Source organism: Micromonospora haikouensis (assembly GCF_900091595.1).
Taxonomy (GTDB): Bacteria; Actinomycetota; Actinomycetes; order Mycobacteriales; family Micromonosporaceae; genus Micromonospora; species Micromonospora haikouensis.
In genome coordinates this window covers 22,618-41,828 of sequence record NZ_FMCW01000045.1, presented here as the reverse complement: position 1 = coordinate 41,828, position 19,211 = coordinate 22,618, and the positions used below count along the sequence as shown (strand labels likewise).

The 19,211-nt window shown below is 72.7% G+C and carries 16 protein-coding genes and 1 pseudogene; 9 read left to right on the top strand and 8 right to left on the bottom strand.

The window, feature by feature from the left end; translation table 11 throughout:
- Positions 1-378: pseudogene (locus tag GA0070558_RS30195) on the bottom strand (hypothetical protein); the annotation flags it as partial.
- A gap of 773 nt (positions 379-1,151) precedes the next feature.
- On the opposite strand from GA0070558_RS30195, the gene GA0070558_RS30190 reads away from it, so the two are divergent.
- From GA0070558_RS30190 to GA0070558_RS30165, 6 genes are all read left to right on the top strand, one after another.
- A complete protein-coding gene (locus tag GA0070558_RS30190) occupies positions 1,152-2,465 on the top strand; it encodes an ABC transporter substrate-binding protein (RefSeq protein ID WP_077936841.1) in 1,314 nt (437 codons plus the stop codon).
- A gap of 219 nt (positions 2,466-2,684) precedes the next feature.
- The gene (locus GA0070558_RS30185) at positions 2,685-3,671 is read left to right on the top strand and encodes a carbohydrate ABC transporter permease (protein WP_091286190.1); all 987 of its coding nucleotides are present in this window, start codon (positions 2,685-2,687) and stop codon (positions 3,669-3,671) included.
- A gap of 12 nt (positions 3,672-3,683) precedes the next feature.
- On the top strand, positions 3,684-4,583 hold the full coding sequence (locus GA0070558_RS30180) for a carbohydrate ABC transporter permease (RefSeq protein ID WP_043962572.1): 900 nt from the start codon (positions 3,684-3,686) through the stop codon (positions 4,581-4,583).
- Positions 4,580-6,013 (top strand): GH1 family beta-glucosidase, encoded by a 1,434-nt coding sequence (locus tag GA0070558_RS30175; RefSeq protein WP_091286187.1) that lies wholly within the window; start codon positions 4,580-4,582, stop codon positions 6,011-6,013. The genes GA0070558_RS30180 and GA0070558_RS30175 overlap by 4 nt, the downstream gene beginning before the upstream one ends.
- A gap of 90 nt (positions 6,014-6,103) precedes the next feature.
- Positions 6,104-7,150 carry a LacI family DNA-binding transcriptional regulator gene (locus GA0070558_RS30170; protein WP_043962575.1) on the top strand — a complete coding sequence of 349 codons (1,047 nt, stop codon included), beginning with the start codon at positions 6,104-6,106 and terminating at the stop codon, positions 7,148-7,150.
- 176 nt (positions 7,151-7,326) lie between these two features.
- A complete protein-coding gene (locus GA0070558_RS30165; RefSeq protein ID WP_091286183.1) occupies positions 7,327-7,935 on the top strand; it encodes a hypothetical protein in 609 nt (202 codons plus the stop codon).
- Positions 7,936-7,959: 24 nt separating this feature from the next.
- Here the strand turns inward: GA0070558_RS30165 and GA0070558_RS30160 are convergent, their stop codons facing one another.
- Positions 7,960-9,171 carry an acyl-CoA dehydrogenase family protein gene (locus GA0070558_RS30160; RefSeq protein ID WP_091286179.1) on the bottom strand — a complete coding sequence of 404 codons (1,212 nt, stop codon included), beginning with the start codon at positions 9,169-9,171 and terminating at the stop codon, positions 7,960-7,962.
- Entirely contained in the window at positions 9,171-10,307 is a 1,137-nt protein-coding gene (locus GA0070558_RS30155) for a phosphotransferase family protein (RefSeq protein ID WP_091286175.1), read from the bottom strand. Before GA0070558_RS30155 ends, GA0070558_RS30160 begins: the two co-directional genes overlap by 1 nt.
- Positions 10,308-10,456: 149 nt before the next feature.
- Between GA0070558_RS30155 and GA0070558_RS30150 the strand changes: the two genes are divergently transcribed.
- Positions 10,457-11,164, top strand: coding sequence for an ACT domain-containing protein (locus GA0070558_RS30150; protein WP_043962578.1), 708 nt, complete (start codon positions 10,457-10,459; stop codon positions 11,162-11,164).
- A gap of 261 nt (positions 11,165-11,425) precedes the next feature.
- On the top strand, positions 11,426-12,511 hold the full coding sequence (locus GA0070558_RS30145) for a GNAT family N-acetyltransferase (RefSeq protein ID WP_091286172.1): 1,086 nt from the start codon (positions 11,426-11,428) through the stop codon (positions 12,509-12,511).
- A 75-nt stretch (positions 12,512-12,586) separates the two neighbouring features.
- Here GA0070558_RS30145 and GA0070558_RS30140 read toward each other — a convergent pair whose 3' ends face one another.
- Both GA0070558_RS30140 and GA0070558_RS30135 read right to left on the bottom strand, forming a co-directional pair.
- Positions 12,587-12,979, bottom strand: a complete 393-nt coding sequence (locus GA0070558_RS30140; RefSeq protein ID WP_091286169.1) for a VOC family protein — start codon at positions 12,977-12,979, stop codon at positions 12,587-12,589.
- Between the two features lie 169 nt (positions 12,980-13,148).
- Positions 13,149-13,940 carry an LPXTG cell wall anchor domain-containing protein gene (locus GA0070558_RS30135; RefSeq protein ID WP_091286166.1) on the bottom strand — a complete coding sequence of 264 codons (792 nt, stop codon included), beginning with the start codon at positions 13,938-13,940 and terminating at the stop codon, positions 13,149-13,151.
- Positions 13,941-14,369: 429 nt separating this feature from the next.
- On the opposite strand from GA0070558_RS30135, the gene GA0070558_RS30130 reads away from it, so the two are divergent.
- A complete protein-coding gene (locus GA0070558_RS30130) occupies positions 14,370-17,294 on the top strand; it encodes a glycoside hydrolase family 9 protein (protein WP_091286162.1) in 2,925 nt (974 codons plus the stop codon).
- A 156-nt stretch (positions 17,295-17,450) separates the two neighbouring features.
- Here GA0070558_RS30130 and GA0070558_RS30125 read toward each other — a convergent pair whose 3' ends face one another.
- Genes GA0070558_RS30125 through bioB form a run of 3 tightly spaced genes read right to left on the bottom strand, consistent with a single transcriptional unit; the run spans position 17,451 to position 19,161 of the window.
- On the bottom strand, positions 17,451-17,957 hold the full coding sequence (locus GA0070558_RS30125) for a GNAT family N-acetyltransferase (RefSeq protein ID WP_091286202.1): 507 nt from the start codon (positions 17,955-17,957) through the stop codon (positions 17,451-17,453).
- 11 nt (positions 17,958-17,968) lie between these two features.
- Positions 17,969-18,169: a biotin synthase auxiliary protein BsaP gene (gene bsaP, locus GA0070558_RS30120; protein ID WP_439709653.1), complete on the bottom strand. Its 201-nt coding sequence runs from the start codon at positions 18,167-18,169 to the stop codon at positions 17,969-17,971.
- Complete coding sequence (bioB, locus tag GA0070558_RS30115) at positions 18,166-19,161, bottom strand: biotin synthase BioB (RefSeq protein ID WP_043962583.1); 996 nt, start codon at positions 19,159-19,161, stop codon at positions 18,166-18,168. The genes bsaP and bioB overlap by 4 nt, the downstream gene beginning before the upstream one ends.
- Between the last annotated feature and the right edge of the window lie 50 nt (positions 19,162-19,211).

Genomic DNA, 19,211 nt, shown 5'->3' with positions numbered 1-19,211 from the left:
CAGGCCGAGGGAGTCGTGGTCGTTGCGGTCACCCAGGTGACCCAGGTTGTGCAGCTTCGACTCCTGCAGGGCGGTGCCGATGGAGATGACGGCGGCGCGTTCGTCGAGGCCGGTCTTCTTCGTGGCGGCGATGATGGCCTTGGCGTTGGCGGTCTGCTCGGCGTCGAGGTCGATGCGCGACTGCGCGCCCTGCACACCGTGGGGGATCAGCTTCCCGGCGTCGGCGGTCGTGTCGGCCTGTACGGCGGCGACGGGCCGGGCGTCGACAGTGCCGGTGCCGGTGTTGGTGTTGTGGTTGAGGGGTCCGGCGGCGAGGCCGCCGGCGAACGCGAGTCCGGCGATGCCGAGGACGCTCTTACGCAGGATGGTCGTGTTCATGGGGGTGTCTCCTATCCGGGGGTCGGCACACGTCCCACATCCGCCGGAGGGGGATGGCGGGGGTGTGCGAGCACCACGTCGAGGCGCCCGAACAACGAACAACGGGGGGGAGAAGGAGGGAAGGGCCGGGGCGGCTGCCGTGCGGTACCGCGCCGGGTCCAGGTGTAACGACCGGCGACCGGCCCCCATTCCCCGGGGGGATGACGGGTGGCGGGGCGGGCCCTGCCGGATCCGGGGCGATCCGGGGGGATCCGGGGTGCTGCTGCGGTCGTCCGTCAGGTGTAACGCCCCCGCCCCGGCCGGGATTCCGGCTCGGAGGTGCCGCCGGTCACCACCCCCCGAGCCCGGCCTGACCCGGCCCACCTCCGCCTCCACCTCGCCCCACGCCACCCCGCCGGTCGGACAATCCGCTCATTTCGGCGGAGGGGTGACGGGATGTCGGGCAGGTGGTGGTATCCCGGCGCGGTGATGCCGCCATCTGCCCGACATGACGCTCCGGGGTGGCTGCCGACGCGCCGGCGGGTCGCGTCGCCTCAGACGCGCCGCAGCGATAGTTCCGACACACGGCGGTAACGATCTGGGAACGCTCCCAACGGCTTATTGACACCTCGGGGACTCTCCTCCACTCTCATGGGAGCGCTCCCGGGGCTGTGTTGCGGATCTCTCCGCTACGGCGCCGGCCGTCGACCGTGGGCTCTGGCCGCCGGCCGCGAGCGCCTGCACAGCACCCCCCACCACATGACACAGCCTCACCACCGAAAGAGGGGTCTCGGATGAGCGTCCCAATCCGTCGCCGGCGGCTCGCGGCCATCGCGCTCGCGTCCGTCGCGATGATCGCCACCACTTCCGCCTGCGGCAGCGACGACGAGGGCTCGGGCAGCAGCGACGACCCGATCAAGCTCGTCGTCGACGTCTTCGGCGACCAGGGCTTCGGCTACGACGAGCTCTACAAGCAGTTCGAGTCGGAGCACCCGAACATCAAGATCGAGCAGCGGGGCAAGGGTCTCGGCCTCGGTGACTACAACACCCGCCTCACCCAGCAGATCACCGCCGGCGCCGGCGCCGGCGACGTGGTGGCCCTCGAAGAGGGCACGATCGTCCAGTTCTACGCCCAGGCCGGCAAGTTCGTGAACCTGGCCGACCACGGCGCGAACGACCTCAAGAGCAACTTCCTGCCGTGGAAGTGGGAGCAGGGCACCACCCCGGACGGCACCGTCCTCGGCCTCGGCACCGACGTCGGCTCGATGGCGCTGTGCTACCGCAGCGACCTGTTCAAGGCCGCCGGCCTGCCGACGGACCGCGAAGAGGTTGGCGCCCTCTGGCCGACCTGGGACCAGTTCATCGCCGCCGGCCAGAAGTTCGTCGCCGCCGACAAGAAGCACAAGTTCGTCGACTCGGCGACCAACTTCTACAACGTCGTGCTGATGCAGACCGCGGGCAACGGCACCGGCTACACCTACTACGACAAGAGCAACAAGCTGGTCATCGGCGAGAACCCGGACGTGCGGACCGCGTACGACCTCTCCACCAAGATGATCGCCGCCGGCCTGTCGAACAACCTCCAGTCGTTCTCGAACGAGTGGAACGCCGGCTTCAAGAACGGCACGTTCGCCACCATCGCCTGCCCCGCCTGGATGACCGGTGTCATCAAGGGCCAGGCCGGTGACTCCGCCGCCGGCAAGTGGGACGTCGCGAAGGCCCCCGGCAACGGCGGCAACTGGGGCGGTTCCTTCCTGGCCGTGCCGAAGTCCAGCAAGCACCCCAAGGAGGCCGCCGAGCTGGTGAAGTTCCTGACCAGCGCCAAGGGTCAGATCGAGGCGTTCAAGAAGGTCGGCAACCTGCCGTCGTCGCCGCAGGCCCTGACCGACCCGGCCGTCGCCGACTCGACCAACGAGTACTTCACCAACGCCCCGGTCGGCAAGATCTTCGCCGCCGGTGCGAGCGACCTGAAGCCGGTCTACCTCGGCCCGAAGAACCAGGCTGTCCGTACCGCCGTGGAGAACACCCTGCGCGCCGTCGAGCAGGGCAAGCCCGCCGCCGAGCAGTGGGAAGCAGCGCTGAAGAACGGCGAGGCCGCCGGTAAGTGACCGGCCGAACCGACCACGGGTGGCGTCGACAGGCGACTGTCGGCGCCACCCGCGGTGCCCGGTAAGCCCGGTGCGCCCGGTTGGCCGGGCCGGCAATCCCCCGGCGCCGCCCGCGCGGCCGGGCCGGTAACCCCCCGGCGCCGCCCGCGCGGAAGGCCGGTAATCCCCCGGCGCCGCCCCGCGCGGACGGGTCGCGCCGACCGACGAGAAGGACCGTCGATGAGCCTGGACCTCCACACCACAGCGCCCCCCGGCGGGGGCGGGGACCCCGCCCGCCCCGCCCGTGCCACGCACCGCCGCCCGGCCTCTTTCACCAAGCTGGACCTGAAGTTCTCCCCGTACCTGTACGTGCTGCCGTTCTTCGTGATCTTCGCGGTCTTCAGCGCGTACCCGATCGTCTACACGGTCTGGATCGCGCTCACCGACCGGTCGCCGCTGAACGCCACGATCAGCTTCGTCGGCCTGGACAACTTCGTCGAGCTGCTGACCGACGACCCGCAGTTCTGGAACGCGGTCGTCAACACGTTCGGCATCTTCCTGCTCTCCACCGTGCCGCAGCTGATGCTGGCGCTGGTGCTGGCCAACGCGCTGAACCGGAAGCTGCGGGCGCAGACCTTCTTCCGGATGGCCATCGCGATGCCGATCATCACCTCCACCGCCGTGGTGGCGCTGATCTTCTCGATGATCTACGCCAAGGAGTTCGGCCTCGCCAACTGGCTGCTCGACCTGGTCGGCATGGACCCGATCGACTGGCGGGCGAACCGCTTCGCCTCCTGGTTCGCCATCTCCACCATGGTCGACTGGCGCTGGGTGGGCTACAACGCCCTCATCTATCTGGCCGCCATGCAATCGATCAGCAAGGACATGTACGAGGCGGCGGCGCTGGACGGCGCGTCGCGGCGCCGGCAGTTCTGGTCGATCACCATCCCGCAGCTCCGCCCGACGATCATCTTCACGCTGATCGTCTCGACGATCGGTGGGCTCCAGCTCTTCACCGAGCCGCTGATGTTCACCAGCGGCGCGGGGGCGCTCTCCGGCGGCTCGGAGGGGCAGTTCCAGACCATCACCATGTACCTGCTCGACGTGATGAACACGCGGTTCCGCTGGGGGTACGCCGGCGCGGTCGCCCTCGTGCTGTTCCTGCTCATCGCGCTGGTGTCGTTGGTGAACTACCTGCTCGCCCGCCGCATCAGTTCCGACAAGTGAGGGTTGCGCCAGATGACGACCACGACGCTCCGCCCACCCGCGCGCCCGGCCGGTAGGCCGCCGCGCGACGCGCACAAGGCCGACCGGATCTGGAAGGCGACCCCGCTGACCTGGGTCGGCCTGGTCTTCGGCGTGATCCTCTCGCTGTTCCCGTTCTACTGGATGATCGTCATCGCGTCCCGGACGAACGACGCGGCCAACTCCTGGCCGCCGCCGTTCCTGCCCGGCGGCAAGCTCGGCGAGAACATCCAGCGGGTGCTGGAGAACGGCGACGCCAACATCGTCAAGGGGCTGATGAACTCGTTCCTGGTCTCCGGGACGATCACCGTCGCCACCGTCTTCTTCGGCTCGCTGGCCGGTTTTGCGTTCGCCAAGCTGCGCTTCCGCGGCAAGAACGCGATGCTGCTGATCATCCTCGCCTCGATGATGGTCCCGATCCAGCTCGGCGTGCTGCCGCTCTACATCCTGATGGCCAAGCTCGAGTGGCTGAACACCATGCCGTCGGTCACCGTGCCGTTCCTCATCGGTGGCTTCGGCATCTTCATGATGCGCCAGTACGCCGAGCAGGCCGTGCCCAACGAGCTGATCGAGGCCGCCCGGGTGGACGGCTGCTCCACCTGGCGCGTCTACTGGCACGTCGTCGTCCCCGCGCTGCGGCCGGCGGCGGCGGTGCTGGGCCTGCTCACCTTCATGGAGCAGTGGAACCAGTTCTTCTGGCCCTTCGTGGTGCTCGCCGACCCGGCCAACCCGACCGTGCAGATCTCGCTGCGCAGCCTCAACACGGCCTACTTCGCCGACAACTCGCAGATCTTCGCGGGCACCCTGGTCGCCACGCTGCCGCTGTTCGTCGTGTTCGTCCTGTTCGGCCGCCAGATCATCGGCGGGATCATGGAAGGTGCCGTCAAGTCGTGAGCGATCCGACCCGTCCGCCCGCCGTCGGCGTCCTCGACCAGGGCCCGGCCATCACCTTCCCGCCCGGCTTCCTGTGGGGTGCCGCGACCGCGGCGTACCAGATCGAGGGCGCGGCCACGGCGGGCGGCCGTACCCCCTCGATCTGGGACACCTTCAGCCACACCGAGGGGCGGACAGTCGGCGGGCACACCGGCGACGTGGCCTGCGACCACTTCCACCGGATGCCCGACGACGTGCGGCTCATGGCGGAGCTGGGCCTGAAGTCCTACCGGTTCTCGGTGTCCTGGCCGCGCGTGCAGCCGGGCGGCTCGGGCGCGGCCAACGCCGAGGGCCTGGACTTCTACCAGCGGCTGGTCGACGAGCTGCTGGGCCACGGCATCGAGCCGTGGCTGACCCTCTACCACTGGGACCTGCCGCAGCCGCTCGAGGACGCGGGTGGCTGGCCGGCCCGGGACACCGCCGCCCGGTTCGCCGACTACGCCCAGCTCGTCGCGGACGCGCTCGGCGACCGGGTGCGCTACTGGACCACGCTCAACGAGCCGTGGTGCTCGGCGTTCCTCGGGTACGGCTCGGGCGCGCACGCGCCGGGGCGTACCGACGGGGCGGACGCGGTCCGGGCCGGGCACCACCTGATGCTCGGGCACGGCCTGGCGGTCCAGGCGCTGCGGGCGTCCCGGCCGGACGCCCAGCTCGGCATCACCGTCAACCTGTACCCGGTGACCCCGGCCACCGACTCGCCGGCCGACGCGGACGCCGCCCGGCGGATCGACGCGCTGGCCAACCGGTTCTTCCTCGACCCGGTGCTGCGCGGGTCGTACCCGGCGGACCTCCAGGCGGACCTGGCGTCGGTGACGGACTTCGGGCACGTGCGCGACGGCGACCTGGCGACCATCTCGACGCCGCTGGACCTGGTCGGGATCAATTACTACAGCCGGCACGTGGTCGCCGCCCCCGTCGAGGGGGAGCAGCCGGAGGCATACTGGCGGGCGCCCACGTGCTGGCCGGGCAGCGAGGACGTCCGGTTCGTCACCCGGGGTGTCCCGGTGACCGACATGGACTGGGAGATCGACGCCCCCGGGCTGGTCGAGACCCTGGAACGGGTCCACCGCGACTACACCGACCTTCCGCTCTACGTGACCGAAAACGGTTCCGCTTTTGTTGATACCGTGGTCGACGGTCAGGTCGACGACACCGACCGGTTGGCCTACTTCGACTCGCACCTGCGGGCGGCACATGCGGCGATCGGTGCAGGGGTGCCCCTACGGGGCTACTTCGCGTGGTCGCTGATGGATAATTTCGAGTGGGCCTGGGGTTACACCAAGCGTTTCGGCATGGTGTACGTCGACTACGACAGCCAGGTCCGCATCCCCAAGTCCAGCGCCAGGTGGTACGCCGAGGTGATCCGACGCAACGGTCTGGCCGCACAATAAGGCACACGGCCAGCGAGTGACGGGCGGTCCCGGTGCCCGTCCCCCCAACCCGGGGGGCGCACCGGGCCACCCATGTCGGAGGAGCAGACGATGACAACGCAGCGCACCCGGTCGCTCGGGCGCCCGACCCTTGACGCGGTCGCCGCGCGCGCCGGCGTCGGGCGCGGCACGGTCTCCCGGGTGGTCAACGGCTCACCCCAGGTGAGCCCGGAGGCCCGGGCCGCCGTGCAACAGGCCATCGCCGAGCTGGGGTACGTGCCGAACCGCGCCGCCCGGGCCCTGGTGACCCAGCGGACCGACTCGGTGGCGCTGGTCGTCTCCGAGTCCGGGGACCGGGTCTTCACCGAGCCGTTCTTCGCCGGCATCGTCCGGGGGATCAGCTCGGGCCTGCTGGAGACCCCGATGCAGCTCTGGCTGGCCATGGCCCAGTCGCCGGTGGAGCGGGAACGCGTCGAGCACCACCTCACCAACCAGCACGTCGACGGCGTCCTGCTGCTGTCGCTGCACGACTCCGACCCGCTGCCCACCCTGCTGGAGGAGCGGGGCCTGCCGACGGTGCTGGGCGGCCGGCCGGCCCGGATGCTCCAGCCGGGCGCGCAGCCCGCCTACTACGTCGACGTCGACAACGTCGGTGGCGCCCGGCACGCGGTGGAATACCTGTTCGCCCGGGGGCGGCGGCGCATCGCCACCATCGCCGGCACCCAGGACATGGGCGCCGGCCTGGCCCGGTTGACCGGCTACCGGGAGGCCGTCCATGCCACCGGGGCCGGCCTCAACCCCGACCTCATCGCGTACGGCGACTTCAGCGAGGGCAGCGGGGCGGCCTGCATGCGTCGGCTGCTGGAGGTCTGCCCGGATCTCGACGCGGTCTTCGTCGCCTCCGACCTGATGGCCTTCGGCGCGCTGCGGACGCTGCGCGAGGCCGGCCGACGGGTGCCGGACGACGTGGCGGTGATCGGCTTCGACGACGCGCCGGTGGCCCGGCAGGCCGAGCCGCCGCTGACCACGGTCTTCCAGCCGGTCGAGGAGATGGGCCGGCAGATGGCCCACCTGCTGGTGTCCCGCATCCGCGGCGAGGACATCCCGACCAACCACATCCTCCTCGACACCCACATGGTCCGCCGCGCCTCCGCCTGAGCGGTCCCGCGGGCGTACGGAAGGGCGCGCTGTCTGATTGATCCGGCCTGGCGTCATCTGGGAAGTCCCCGGGCCGCCGGCCGGTATCACCGCGCCGCGCGCCGGCTCCTGTCAGCAGGACCACGCCGGTGCGGGGAGTCGCCGCGTCGGCGTCACGTCGATGGGAGACCGCTGTCATGACAATCCTCGGAAGCCGCGCCCGCCGCCTGGCCCTGGCCCTGTGCGCCGGCCCGGTCCTCGCCGGCCTGCTGGCCACCGCCACGGCTCCGGCCGCTGCCGCCGGCCCGGCCGGCAAGCCCGCCCGGAGCACCACGGTCACGGACGTCTGGATGCGGGACGCCGTCGACGACGCCGGCCTCCAGCCGTACTCGGGCACCAGGGTCTGGGCCAGCCCGGACATCAAGGTCTGCCCGACGCCGGTGGAGTGCGCGACCAGCACGTTCCCGGTGGCCGGCTCGACCAGCTACATCTTCGTCAAGCTGCGCAACCCCGGGCGGTACGGGTCGGGCACCGACAGCGGGATCCTGCATTTCTACCGGACGAACCCGGGCGGCAGCCTGTCCTGGCCGCTGGGCTGGATGCCGGTCGCCGTGCGGGCCGTCACCGTGCCCACGGGCGTGACGACGGTGCAGGTCACGTGGCCCGGCGTGCCCGGCCCCGGTCACTTCTCCCTGCTGGCCGTCTGGGAGTCGGCGAACGACCCGCTGCTGATCATGACCGCCGACATCCTGACCAACGTGCGCTACAACAACAACATCGCCTGGCTCGACCTGGTGTCGGTCTGACCGACCCCGCGCCGACGCGCCCGGTCAGGCCCAGCGGCGCAGCTCCCGCTTGGCCAGCGACGACCGGTGGACCTCGTCCGGGCCGTCGGCGAGGCGCAGGGTGCGGGCCTGGGCCCAGAGCCCGGCGAGCGGGGTGTCCTGGCTGACGCCCGCGCCGCCGTACCCCTGGATGGCCTTGTCGATCACCCACTCCGCCATCGCCGGGGTGGCGATCTTGATGGCCTGGATCTCGGTGTGCGCGCCCTTGTTGCCGACGGTGTCCATCAGCCAGGCGGTCTTGAGCACCAGCAGCCGGGCCTGCTCGATGCGGACCCGGGACTCGGCGATCCACTCCCGCACCACACCCTGCTCGGCCAGGGGACGACCGAACGCGATCCGCTGGTTGGCCCGGCGGCAGAGCAGCTCCAGGGCCCGCTCGGCCATGCCCACCAGCCGCATGCAGTGGTGGATGCGCCCCGGGCCGAGGCGGGCCTGGGCGATGGCGAAGCCCGCCCCCTCCGCGCCGACCAGGTTCTCCGCCGGCACCCGGACGCCCGTGAAGTCGATCTCCGCGTGGCCGCCGTGCGGGGCGTCGCTGTAGCCGAAGACCGTCATCCCGCGCCGCACGGTCACGCCCGGCGTGTCCCGGGGGACCAGGATCATGCTCTGCTGGCGGTGCCGGTCGGCCCCGGGGTCGGTCTTGCCCATCACGATGAAGATCTCGCAGCGCGGGTCCATCGCCCCCGACGACCACCACTTGCGCCCGTCGATCACGTAGGAGTCGCCGTCGCGGACGATCCGGGTGGCGATGTTGGTGGCGTCGGAGGAGGCGACCTCCGGCTCGGTCATGCAGAACGCCGAGCGGATCTCCCCCTCCAGCAGCGGCTTGAGCCAGCGGTCCCGCTGCGCCTCGGAGCCGAACTCGGCGAGCAGCTCCATGTTGCCGGTGTCCGGTGCGGCGCAGTTGACCGCCTCCGGGGCCAGGTGCGGGCTGCGGCCGGTCAGCTCCGCCAGCGGCGCGTACTGGAGGTTGGTCAGCCCCGCGCCGTAGCGGGGGTCGGGGAGGAAGAGGTTCCACAGGCCGCGCCGCCGCGCCTCGGCCTTCAGCTCCTCCAGCACGGGGGAACGGGCCCACGGGTCGCCGGCCGCCGCGACCTGCTCGGCGTGCACCGCCTCCGCCGGGTGGACGCACTCTTCGAGGAACGTGCCGAGGCGCGCGCGCAGCTTCTCGGTGCGGGCGTCGAACTGGAAGTCCATCACTGCTCCCTGACTGCGCGCAGACCGTGCTCGACCAGCGGCGCGACCATGTCGCCGATCCGGTCGAAGCCCCCGCCGAGCGTCTGCCCGAGGGTGTGCCGGTAGTGGATCCCCTCGCAGATCACCGCGAGCTTGAAGCAGCCCAGGGCGACGTGCCAGTGCAGCGGCCCGACGTCGACGTCGGCGCGCCCGGCGTACCGCTCGATCAGCTCGCGCCCGGCGGGGAAGCCGGCGCGCGGCCCGAGCCCGTCGGCGACCGGGTTGCCGGCGGCGGCGTCGCTGTCGCCGAGCACGTCCCAGTACGTCAACAGGAGCCCGAGGTCGGCCAGCGGGTCGCCGAGGGTGGCCATCTCCCAGTCGAGCACCGCCCGCACCGACACCGCGCCGCCGGTGTCGCCGGTCCCGTCGGCGGAGCGGGCGGCGCCGACCGTGGCGAGCAGGTTGTCCAGGCGGTAGTCGCCGTGCACGATCCGCCCGGCGTTCGCGCCCTCGGGCACCGAGCCGGCGAGCGCGGCGCGCAGCTCGTCGATGCCGGGCAGCGGGCGGCTGCGGGATTGGTCGAGCTGGGCGGCCCAGCGCCGCACCTGCCGGCCGAGGAAACCCTCGGGGCGGCCGAAGTCGGCCAGCCCGACGGCGGCCGGGTCGACCGCGTGCAGGTCGGCGAGGGTGTCCATCATCGCCATGGCGAGGTCGCGGCGCTGCCCGGCGGTCAGCGCGTCGGTCTGCGACCGGCTGCGGAACACCTCGCCGTCGACCTTCTCCATCAGGTAGAACGGCGCGCCGAGCACGGCGGGGTCCGGGCAGAGCAGCAGCGCCGCCGGCACCGGCACGGCGGTCGGGGCGAGCGCCGAGATGATCCGGTGCTCCCGGGCCATGTCGTGCGCGGTGGCGAGCACGTGGCCCAGCGGCGGCCGGCGCAGCACCATCTGCCGCCCGGTCGCGCCCTCGCCGACCCGCAGGGCGTACGTCAGGTTGGACTTGCCGCCGGCGATGAGCCGGGCCCGCAGCGGCGGGGCGGCCAGCTCGGGCCGGTGCGCGGCCAGGTAGGCGGCGAGCCGGTCGAGGTCGAGACCCTTCGGGGCGCCCGCGCCCGCACCGGGGCCGGTGCGCGGGTCGACGACGGCCGGATCGGTCATCCGACTAGTTGATGGCAGCTCACGCACCTTGTCAAGGTGGGATTTTCCCCGGGGACACGGCCCGGCAACAGGGACGAAATGGTCAACGGGCAGGCTGGTGCCCAGCCTGCCGGCCGCCCTGCGCCGGCCTGCCGAGCGGAGGGACGATCATGTTGCTGAGAGTTCGGGTGACCCTGCCGGACCGCCCCGGCACCCTCGGCCAGGTGGCCCGCACACTCGGCGTCTCCGGTGCCGACATCGTCCAGGTCGTCGTCCTGGAACGGCTCGGCGGGCGGGCGGTCGACGACTTCACCGTGGTGTGGCCGGGCGCCTCCCGGGTCGAGCGGCTGCTGGCCGGCCTGGCCGCGATCCCCGGCGTGCGGGTCGACGGCGTCTGGCGGGCGATCGGCGCGCCGACCACCACGGGGCAGGACGCCGAGCTGCTGGCCCAGGTGGCCGGCAACCCGGCCGACGGCCTGGCCACGCTGGTCGACGCGGTGCCGGGGCTGCTCGCCGCGGACTGGTCGGTGGCGGCGGTGGTCCCGCTGGACTGGGCCTCGCGCACCGGCGGCGGGGGCGGCGACGCCACGGTGGCCCACGCGAGCTGGCGGGTGCCGGTCCCGCCCCTGCTGCCCGAGATCACCCCGCTGCGGGCCCGCGCGATGACCGGGGCCGACGGCACCCACTACGCGATCGCGCCGTTCGGCCGGGCCGGGCTGGTCCTGGTGGTGTCCCGCGACCACACCGAGGCGCTGAGCCCCGCCGCGTTCCACTCCACCGAGGTGGACCGGCTCGCCCAGCTGGTCCGGGCGAGCGCGGTGATTCTCGGCGACCGGCTGGACCTGGTGGGCGCACCCCCGGTGGTGGCCGGCGGCTGAGACTGTCGGGCCCCGGTGCGGGGCCCGTCGGCCGGAGCCGGGCCCCGGTGCGGGGCCCGTCCGGCGGCACCAGTGCGGGCCCGGCCGATGCGGCCGGGCCCGCACTGTCGTTCTCCCACCCGGCGTTGCTCCTGCGCCCGGCGTGGCCGAGGTCACCACCTGTGGTGATGGTCATGCATGCGGTTCCCGCGCCGTCACCACCGGGCAACGGGCCCGCAACAGCCGGCCGGCATCGTCGTAGGCGGGTGAAGGGAGACAACCATGGCGCTGTGGCGGATCCGAGCCACCGTGGACGACCGGCCCGGCTACCTGTCGGTCCTCACGGCGAGCCTCGCGTTGCGCGGGGTCAACATCCTCACCGTGCAGGTGCACACCACCGAGGTCGGCGCGGTCGACGACTTCCTCGTCGACGCGCCGGACACGCTCGACGAGGCGGAGCTGATCGCCGCCGTGGAGCGGGGCCGGGGCCGGGACTGCTGGGTGGCGCGCAGCGAGGCGCGCGGCCTCGCCGACCAGCCCACCCGGGTGCTCGGCCTGGCCACCCGGCTGGTCCGCGACCCCGACGCGGCGGGCGAGGCGCTGCGGACGCTGCTCGGCGCCGACGAGGTCACCTGGCGGCCCGCGGTCGTCGCGGGGGGCATCGCCGGCACGACGATGGTCCTGCCCGACCCCACCGGCGGGTCGTACGAGCTGCGCCGGGCCGCGCCGAGCTTCACCCCGGCCGAGTACGCCCGCGCCCAGGCGCTCGCCGAGCTGGCGGCGGCCGTGGGCCGGCGGGACGCCGACCAGGTGACCCTCGTCCTGCCCGACGGCGCGGAGGCGGTCGTCCGCCCGGCGACGGCCGGCGACCTGACCGGTGTGCTGGAGCTGCACCGGGCCTGCTCGGCGGGCACCCTGCACCGCCGCTACCTCGGCGGGGCGGCGCTGCCGGCGCCGGCCCGGTTGGGGCGGCTGCTGGAGCCGGCCCAGGGCCTCACCCTCGTCGCGACGGCCACCGGCTCCGGCGGGGCGGCGATCGACGCGGGCGGGGCGGCGGAGCCGGTCGTCGCGATGGCGAACCTGCTCGTCGAGGGCGACGAGGCCGAGGTGGCGCTGCTGGTGCGCGACGGCTGGCAGCGGCGGGGGGTCGGCACCGCCCTGCTGCGCCGGCTGGTCCGGCACGCCGAGCGGGCCGGTCTCGCGGGTCTGGTGCTGCACGTCCAGGCGGAGAACACGCCGATGCTGCGTACCCTGCGTCGGCTCGCCCGGCCGATGGTGACGGAGCGGGACGGCTGCCTGGTCACCGTCAGCGTGCCGGTGACCGCCGCCCCGGCCGCGGTGGTGCCGGCCCAGGTGCGCCGCAGCTGACCCCGCGCCCGGTCGGGCGGGGCTCGGCTGCGTGGCGTTCGGTCGCGTGGGGCTCGGCCGGGCGGCCGTTGTTGATCAGCGGGCGCGCGGTCGGCCGGCGACGCAGAACCGGTTGTCCTCGGTGTCGGCGAGCACGATGTACGGGGAGGCGCCCGGTTCGAGCTGCGCCGGGTAGTGCGGCCAGTCCACCCGCCGCGCGCCGAGCCCGACGAGGCGGTCCACCTCGTCGTCGAGGTCCCGCGCCCCGGCGGTCAGGTCCAGGTGCACCCGGGGGAACGCCTCGGCCGGGCTCTCGCTGAGGTCCATCGCGAGCGCCGTGCCGGGCACCCCGGGCGGCGGTGCGAGCACGATCCATTCGTCGCCCGGATAGCGCGGCGGCCGGCGCACGTAGCCCAGGGCGGCGGCCCAGAACCGGGCGGCCCGTCCGCAGTCGGAGACCCCCAGCGAGACCTGCGTGATCACTGCCATCCGGTGACCGTACCGCCGTGCCGGGGTGTTAACAGGGGGCCCCTGCTCTACCGAATGCGTTAACGGGGGGCCCTTCCTTACCGCGCAGCCGCGGACCGGCCGCCGGACGGAGGTCCGGCGGCCGGTCGCGGGGCGCCTGCCCGAGGGGGGCGGGCGGGCGCACTCGGGGTCAGCCTGTGAAGGCGATGCGGTCCCGGCGACGGCGCAGCGTCATCAGGGCGACGCCGCCGCCGACCAGCGCGACGCCGGTGAGCGCCATGCCGGTGACGGCCACGCCGGTCAGCGGCAGGTCACTGCCGCCGCCGGTCCCGCCCGACGGGGAGGTCGTCGGCGACGCCGAGTCCGACGGGGTGGGCGACTCGGAGGCCGACGGGGACTCCGACGCCGACGGGGACTCGGAGGGCTCGGGGGACTCCGACGCCGACGGGGACTCCGACGGCTCCGGCGACTCCGAGACCGACGGCGTGGGGGTCGGGGTGGGCGTGGGCGTGGGCTTGGGGACCGTGCCCTTGCAGGTGTGGCTCACGTTGAAGTCGTCGCCGGTCCCGCTGATCGTGGCGGACCCGTCGACCAGCTTCCACCCGGCCGGGGTGAACAGGTAGGCGTGGATCTGCCGGGGGGCCTTGCCGCCGGTGGAGTAGAAGAAGTCCGGGTACGCGTCCGCGCCGTCCGGGATGTTCACCGTGACGTCGTTCGTGCCGTCGGAGAAGGTCAGCGTCAGGCTCTCGAAGCTGCCGCTGTTCTTGCCGGGCAGGACGAAGTGCCAGCCGTCGTGGTCGTCCGGCAGGTTCGCGAAGCGCTCGTCGTCGCACTGCTGGGTGAAGTAGCCAGCTTTCTTGCCCTGGTGGGCCGACTTGAGGCCGATGGTGGCCGATGCCCACGCCGGGGTGGCGAGGGCGAGGCAGGCCGTGGCGGCGGTCGCGGAGAAGGCCGCGCGCGCCACGCGCCGACGCTGTGACATGAGGTATTCCTCCGAAAGGGGAGTCGAGGGGACGCCACATGATCGCCTCGGCGCGTACCGGAGGGGGCATCGGATGAATAGCCTGAGCTGGGCGGACGGCGGACCCAAAGCCCCCTTCCCGGAGGGGATTACCGGCGCGGGGCGGCGTGTCGGCGTAACGCTTTCGGACGGCGCGACGCCCCGTTCCGGGTGCGCGACGCCCCGTTCCTCGGTGGAGCGGCGCCGGGGCGGGTGGCGCGGCGGCGCAGGCTCGTGGCGGCGAAGGTCTTCCCAAGTGTGCAATCCGCTGGATACATTGTCGAGCATCCATGGGAGCGCTCCCGCGCCTCCCCGGAGACCCCCACCACCCGCCTCCGCCGGCCCCGACCCCTCAGACGCCGTCCCGCGTCCGGTCGGGGCCGTCGGGCGCCATCCGTCAGGAGCTCGCAGATGCGTCACCCGAACCGGCCGTCCCGGCCGTCGCGCGGCCGACCCTGGCTGCGCCGCCTGCTCGCCGCCGGCGCCGCCCTGGCCAGCGGCCTCGCGATGGGCGTCGTCGCGCCGCAGGCCGCGCCCGTCGCCGCCGCGCCCGCCTTCAACTACGCCGAGGCGTTGCAGAAGTCGCTGTTCTTCTACGAGGCGCAGCAGTCCGGCAAGAAGCCGGCCTGGAACCGGGTCTCCTGGCGCGGCGACTCGGCGCTCACCGACGGCTCCGACGTCGGAGTGGACCTCACCGGCGGCTGGTACGACGCCGGCGACCACGTCAAGTTCGGCTTCCCGATGGCGTTCAGCGCCACCATGCTCGCCTGGGGCGCGGTCGAGTACCGCGACGGGTACGTCGCCTCCGGGCAGCTCACCCACCTGCTCAACAACCTGCGCTTCGTCAACGACTACTTCGTCAAGGCGCACCCCGCCCCGAACGTCCTCTACGGACAGGTCGGCAAGGGCGACGACGACCACAAGTGGTGGGGCCCGGCCGAGGTGATGCCGATGGCGCGTCCCGCGTACAAGATCGATGCGAGCTGTGGCGGCGCGGACCTGGCGGGGGAGACGGCGGCGGCGATGGCCGCGTCGTCGATGGTGTTCCGGCCCACCGACGCCGCCTACGCCGACAAGCTGCTGACCCACGCCAAGCAGCTCTACACGTTCGCCGACACGGTGCGTAAGAGCTACCACGAGTGCATCACCGACGCGACGAGCTTCTACAAGTCGTGGAGCGGGTGGCAGGACGAGCTGGTCTGGGGCGCGATCTGGCTCTACCGGGCCACCGGCGACGCCGCCTACCTCACCAAGGCGGAGAGCGAGTACGACAAGCTCGGCACCGAGCCGCAGTCCACCACCCGGTCCTACAAGTGGACGATCGCCTGGGACAACAAGCAGTTCGGCGCGTACGTGCTGCTGGCCAACCTGACCGGCAAGCAGAAGTACGTCGACGACGCCAACCGGTGGCTCGACTTCTGGACCGTGGGCGTCAACGGCGCGAAGGTGAACTACTCGCCCGGCGGGATGGCGGTGCTCGACTCGTGGGGCGCGCTGCGCTACGCGTCCAACACCGCGTTCGCCGCGCTGGTCTACAGCGACAAGACCACCGACGCCACCCGCAAGACGCGCTACCACGACTTCGCCGTCCGGCAGATCAACTACGCGCTCGGCGACAACCCGCGCAAGTCCAGCTACCAGATCGGCTTCGGGGCCAACGCGCCGAAGAATCCGCACCACCGCACGGCGCACGGCTCCTGGTGGGACAGCCAGACCGTGCCCACCGAGACCCGGCACGTGCTCTACGGCGCGCTCGTCGGCGGCCCGTCGTCGGCCAACGACGCCTACACCGACAGCCGGTCCGACTACGTGATGAACGAGGTCGCCACCGACTACAACGCCGGCTTCACCTCCGCCCTGGCCCGGCTCTCCTCCGAGTACGGCGGCACCCCGCTCGCCGGCTTCCCCACCGCCGAGACGCCGGACATCGACGAGCTGACCGTGGAGACCACGGTGATGCAGGCCGAGCCCCGCGCCACCGGCCTCAAGGCGATCGTCTACAGCAAGTCCGCGTTCCCGGCCCGCGCGTTGACCAACGGGAAGTTCCGCTACTACTTCCGCCCCGAGGGCAGCACCGCCGTCCAGGTCACCCCCGGCTACACCCAGGGCTGCCCGTCGCCGTCGGCGGCCAAGCAGCTCAGCGGCGACATCTGGTACGTCGAGGTCGACTGCACCGGGTACACCATCGCCCCCGCCGGGCAGTCGCAGCACCGGATGGAGGTGCAGTTCAAGATCGGCGTGCCGGAGGGCGGCACCTGGGACCCGACCAACGACCCGTCCTACCAGGCCACGGCCGGGCCGAACAAGAAGGTGCCGCTCTACGCCGGCAGCACCCTCGTCTGGGGCGCGGAGCCCACCTCGACGCCCACCGACACCACCCCGCCCACCGTCCCCGGCTCCCCGACGGTCTCCGCGATCAGCCCCACCTCGGTCACGCTGACCTGGCCGGCGTCCACCGACACCGGGGGCAGCGGCCTGGCCGGCTACGAGGTCACCCAGGAGATGATCGGTAGCGACGCGCTCATGCTGCACCGCACCACCACCAACAGCGTGACCGTGGCCAACCTCACGGCCGCCCGCAACTACCGGTTCTGGGTACGCGCCCGCGACGGCGCCGGCAACAGCTCGTTGTCCTCGCCGGTGCTGCCGGTGGCCACGCCCGCCGGGACCGGGTCGGACACCACCGGGCCGACCGCGCCCGGCACCCCGACCGCGTCCAACATCACCTCGACCGGGGTCACCCTGTCCTGGTCGCCGTCGACCGACAACGTCGGCGTCGCCGGCTACCAGGTCTGGAAGGTCACCTGGCCGCTGCACTCCGTCGTCGCCACGGTCACCGGCACCAGTCACACGGTGACGGGCCTGACCCCGGACACGTCGTACCCGTTCTACATCGTCGCGGTGGACGCCGCCGGGAACCCGTCGGTGGTGTCGCCCAGCGTCTCGGTGCGCACGCTCCCCGGGACCAACCCGACCCCGACGCCGACGCCCACGCCGACCCCGCCGACCCCGGCCGGGGCCTGCAAGGTCGCGTACACCACCAGCGACTGGAGCACCGGCTTCAGCGCGAACATCACCATCACCAACACCGGCGCGACGGCGCTCAACGGCTGGAGCCTCGCGTTCACGTTCGGAAACGCCGGGCAGAAGGTCACCCAGGGCTGGTCGGCCACCTTCACCCAGACCGGCACCGCCGTGACCGCGTCGAACGCCGCCTACAACGCGGCGCTCGCGCCGGGCGCGTCGACGACGCTGGGCTTCAACGGCACCCACACCGGCGCCAACCCGAAGCCCACCGCCTTCACCCTGAACGGCTCCGCCTGCACGCTGGGCTGACGCCGTCCTGCTGAATCTTGGACGGTTACCGTCTCCTGTGGACGGTAACCGTCCAAGATCTCTGCGTGGGGGGTGCCTCTCGGACCAGACCTTGGACAGTTGCCGTCAGCGCGGAACGACAACGGTCCAGGATCTCGTCCGGCGCGGGGGGTGCGGTCAGTCCGCCAGGTCCTCGGCGAGCAGGTCCATCAGCAGACCGTCGTGCCAGCGGCCGTCCTCGCCGCGCTCGTAGCGGCGCAGCACCCCGACCGGGCGGAAGCCGACCTTCGCGTACGCCCGGATCGCCGCGGTGTTCGCCGCCGCCGGGTCGATGGTGAGCCGGTGGTGGCCGTGGACGTCGATCAGGTGCCGGGCCAGGGTGCGGATCGCGTCGCCGCCCAGCCCCGCGCCGCGTACCGCGGGGTCGAGGAAGACGTCCAGGCTGGCGTGCCGGTAGTCGGGGTCGTCGTCGGCATACCACTGGATGGCCCCGACGACCCGGCCGTCGTGCTCGACGGCGTACACCGTGAGGTCGTCGTCGCCGAGGTCGGCGCGGACGGCGGCGGTCAGGTCGTCGCCGCCGCGCCACCAGCGGCGCACCTCCGGGGTGGCCCGGATCGCCGCGAGGGCCGGCACGTCGGCGGCCGTCACCGGTCGCAGCGTGACCGCCCTGCCCCGCAGCACCCGCACCGGCGTCAACCCCGCAGCTCGCCGTGCTCGACGCAGACCGCCGCCCAGCCCACCGGCAGCACCTGCACCTTCATCCGGCGGCGGCAGCGCGCGCAGAACCGGGGCGGCTCCAGCTCGCGCGCCGCCCGGCACGCCGCGTGGCCGCCACCGTCGGCCGGCTCCCCGCACCGGTCGCACCACACGGCCATCGTCGAGGCCCCCGTCACAGCGTCGCGGAGAGCGCCTTGACCGGCATCTTCAACTCGGTCAGCAGCGCCAGGTCGTCGGTCGCCGGCCGGCCCAGCGTGGTCAGGTAGTTGCCGACGATGACCGCGTTGATGCCGCCGAGCAGGCCGTCGCGGGTGCCCAGGTCGCCGAGGGTGATCTCCCGGCCGCCGGCGTACCGGAGGATGGTGCGCGGCATGGCCAGCCGGAACGCGGCGATGGCCCGCAGCGCGTCCTTGCCCTCGACCACCGGGCGGTCGCCCAGTGGGGTGCCCGGCCGGGGGTTGAGGAAGTTCAGCGGCACCTCGTGCGGGTCCAGCTCGGCCAGCTGCGCCGCGAACTCGGCCCGCTGCTCCACGGTCTCGCCGAGGCCGAGGATGCCGCCGCAGCAGACCTCCATGCCGGACTCGCGGACCATCCGCAGCGTCTCCCAGCGCTCCTCCCACGAGTGCGTGGTGACCACGTTGGGGAAGTAGGAGCGGCAGGTCTCCAGGTTGTGGTTGTAGCGGTGCACGCCCATGTCGACCAGCTCGTCGACCTGCTCCTGGCTGAGCATGCCGAGCGACGCGGCGACCTGGATGTCGACCTCGGCCCGGATCGCGGCGACGCCCTCGCGCATCTGCTTCATCAGCCGGGCGTCGGGGCCGCGCACGGCGGCGACGATGCAGAACTCGGTGGCCCCGGTCGCCGCCGTCTGCTTCGCCGCCTCCACCAGGGAGGGGATGTCCAGCCAGACCGAGCGGACCGGCGAGGCGAACAGCCCGGACTGCGAGCAGAAGTGGCAGTCCTCCGGGCAGCCGCCGGTCTTCAGCGACACGATGCCCTCGACCTCGACCTCCGGCCCGCACCAGCGCATCCGCACCTCGTGGGCCAGCTGGAGGGCGGCCGGGAGGTGCTCGTCGGGCAGGTTCAGCACCGCGAGGACGCCGGCCTGGTCGAGGCCGACGCCGTTCTCCAGCACCTGGTTGCGGGCCTGGTCGAGGATCTCTGGCATGGCTCGTACCCTACAAGGCGCCCGGCGGCGACGAAACGCCCGAGCGCGCG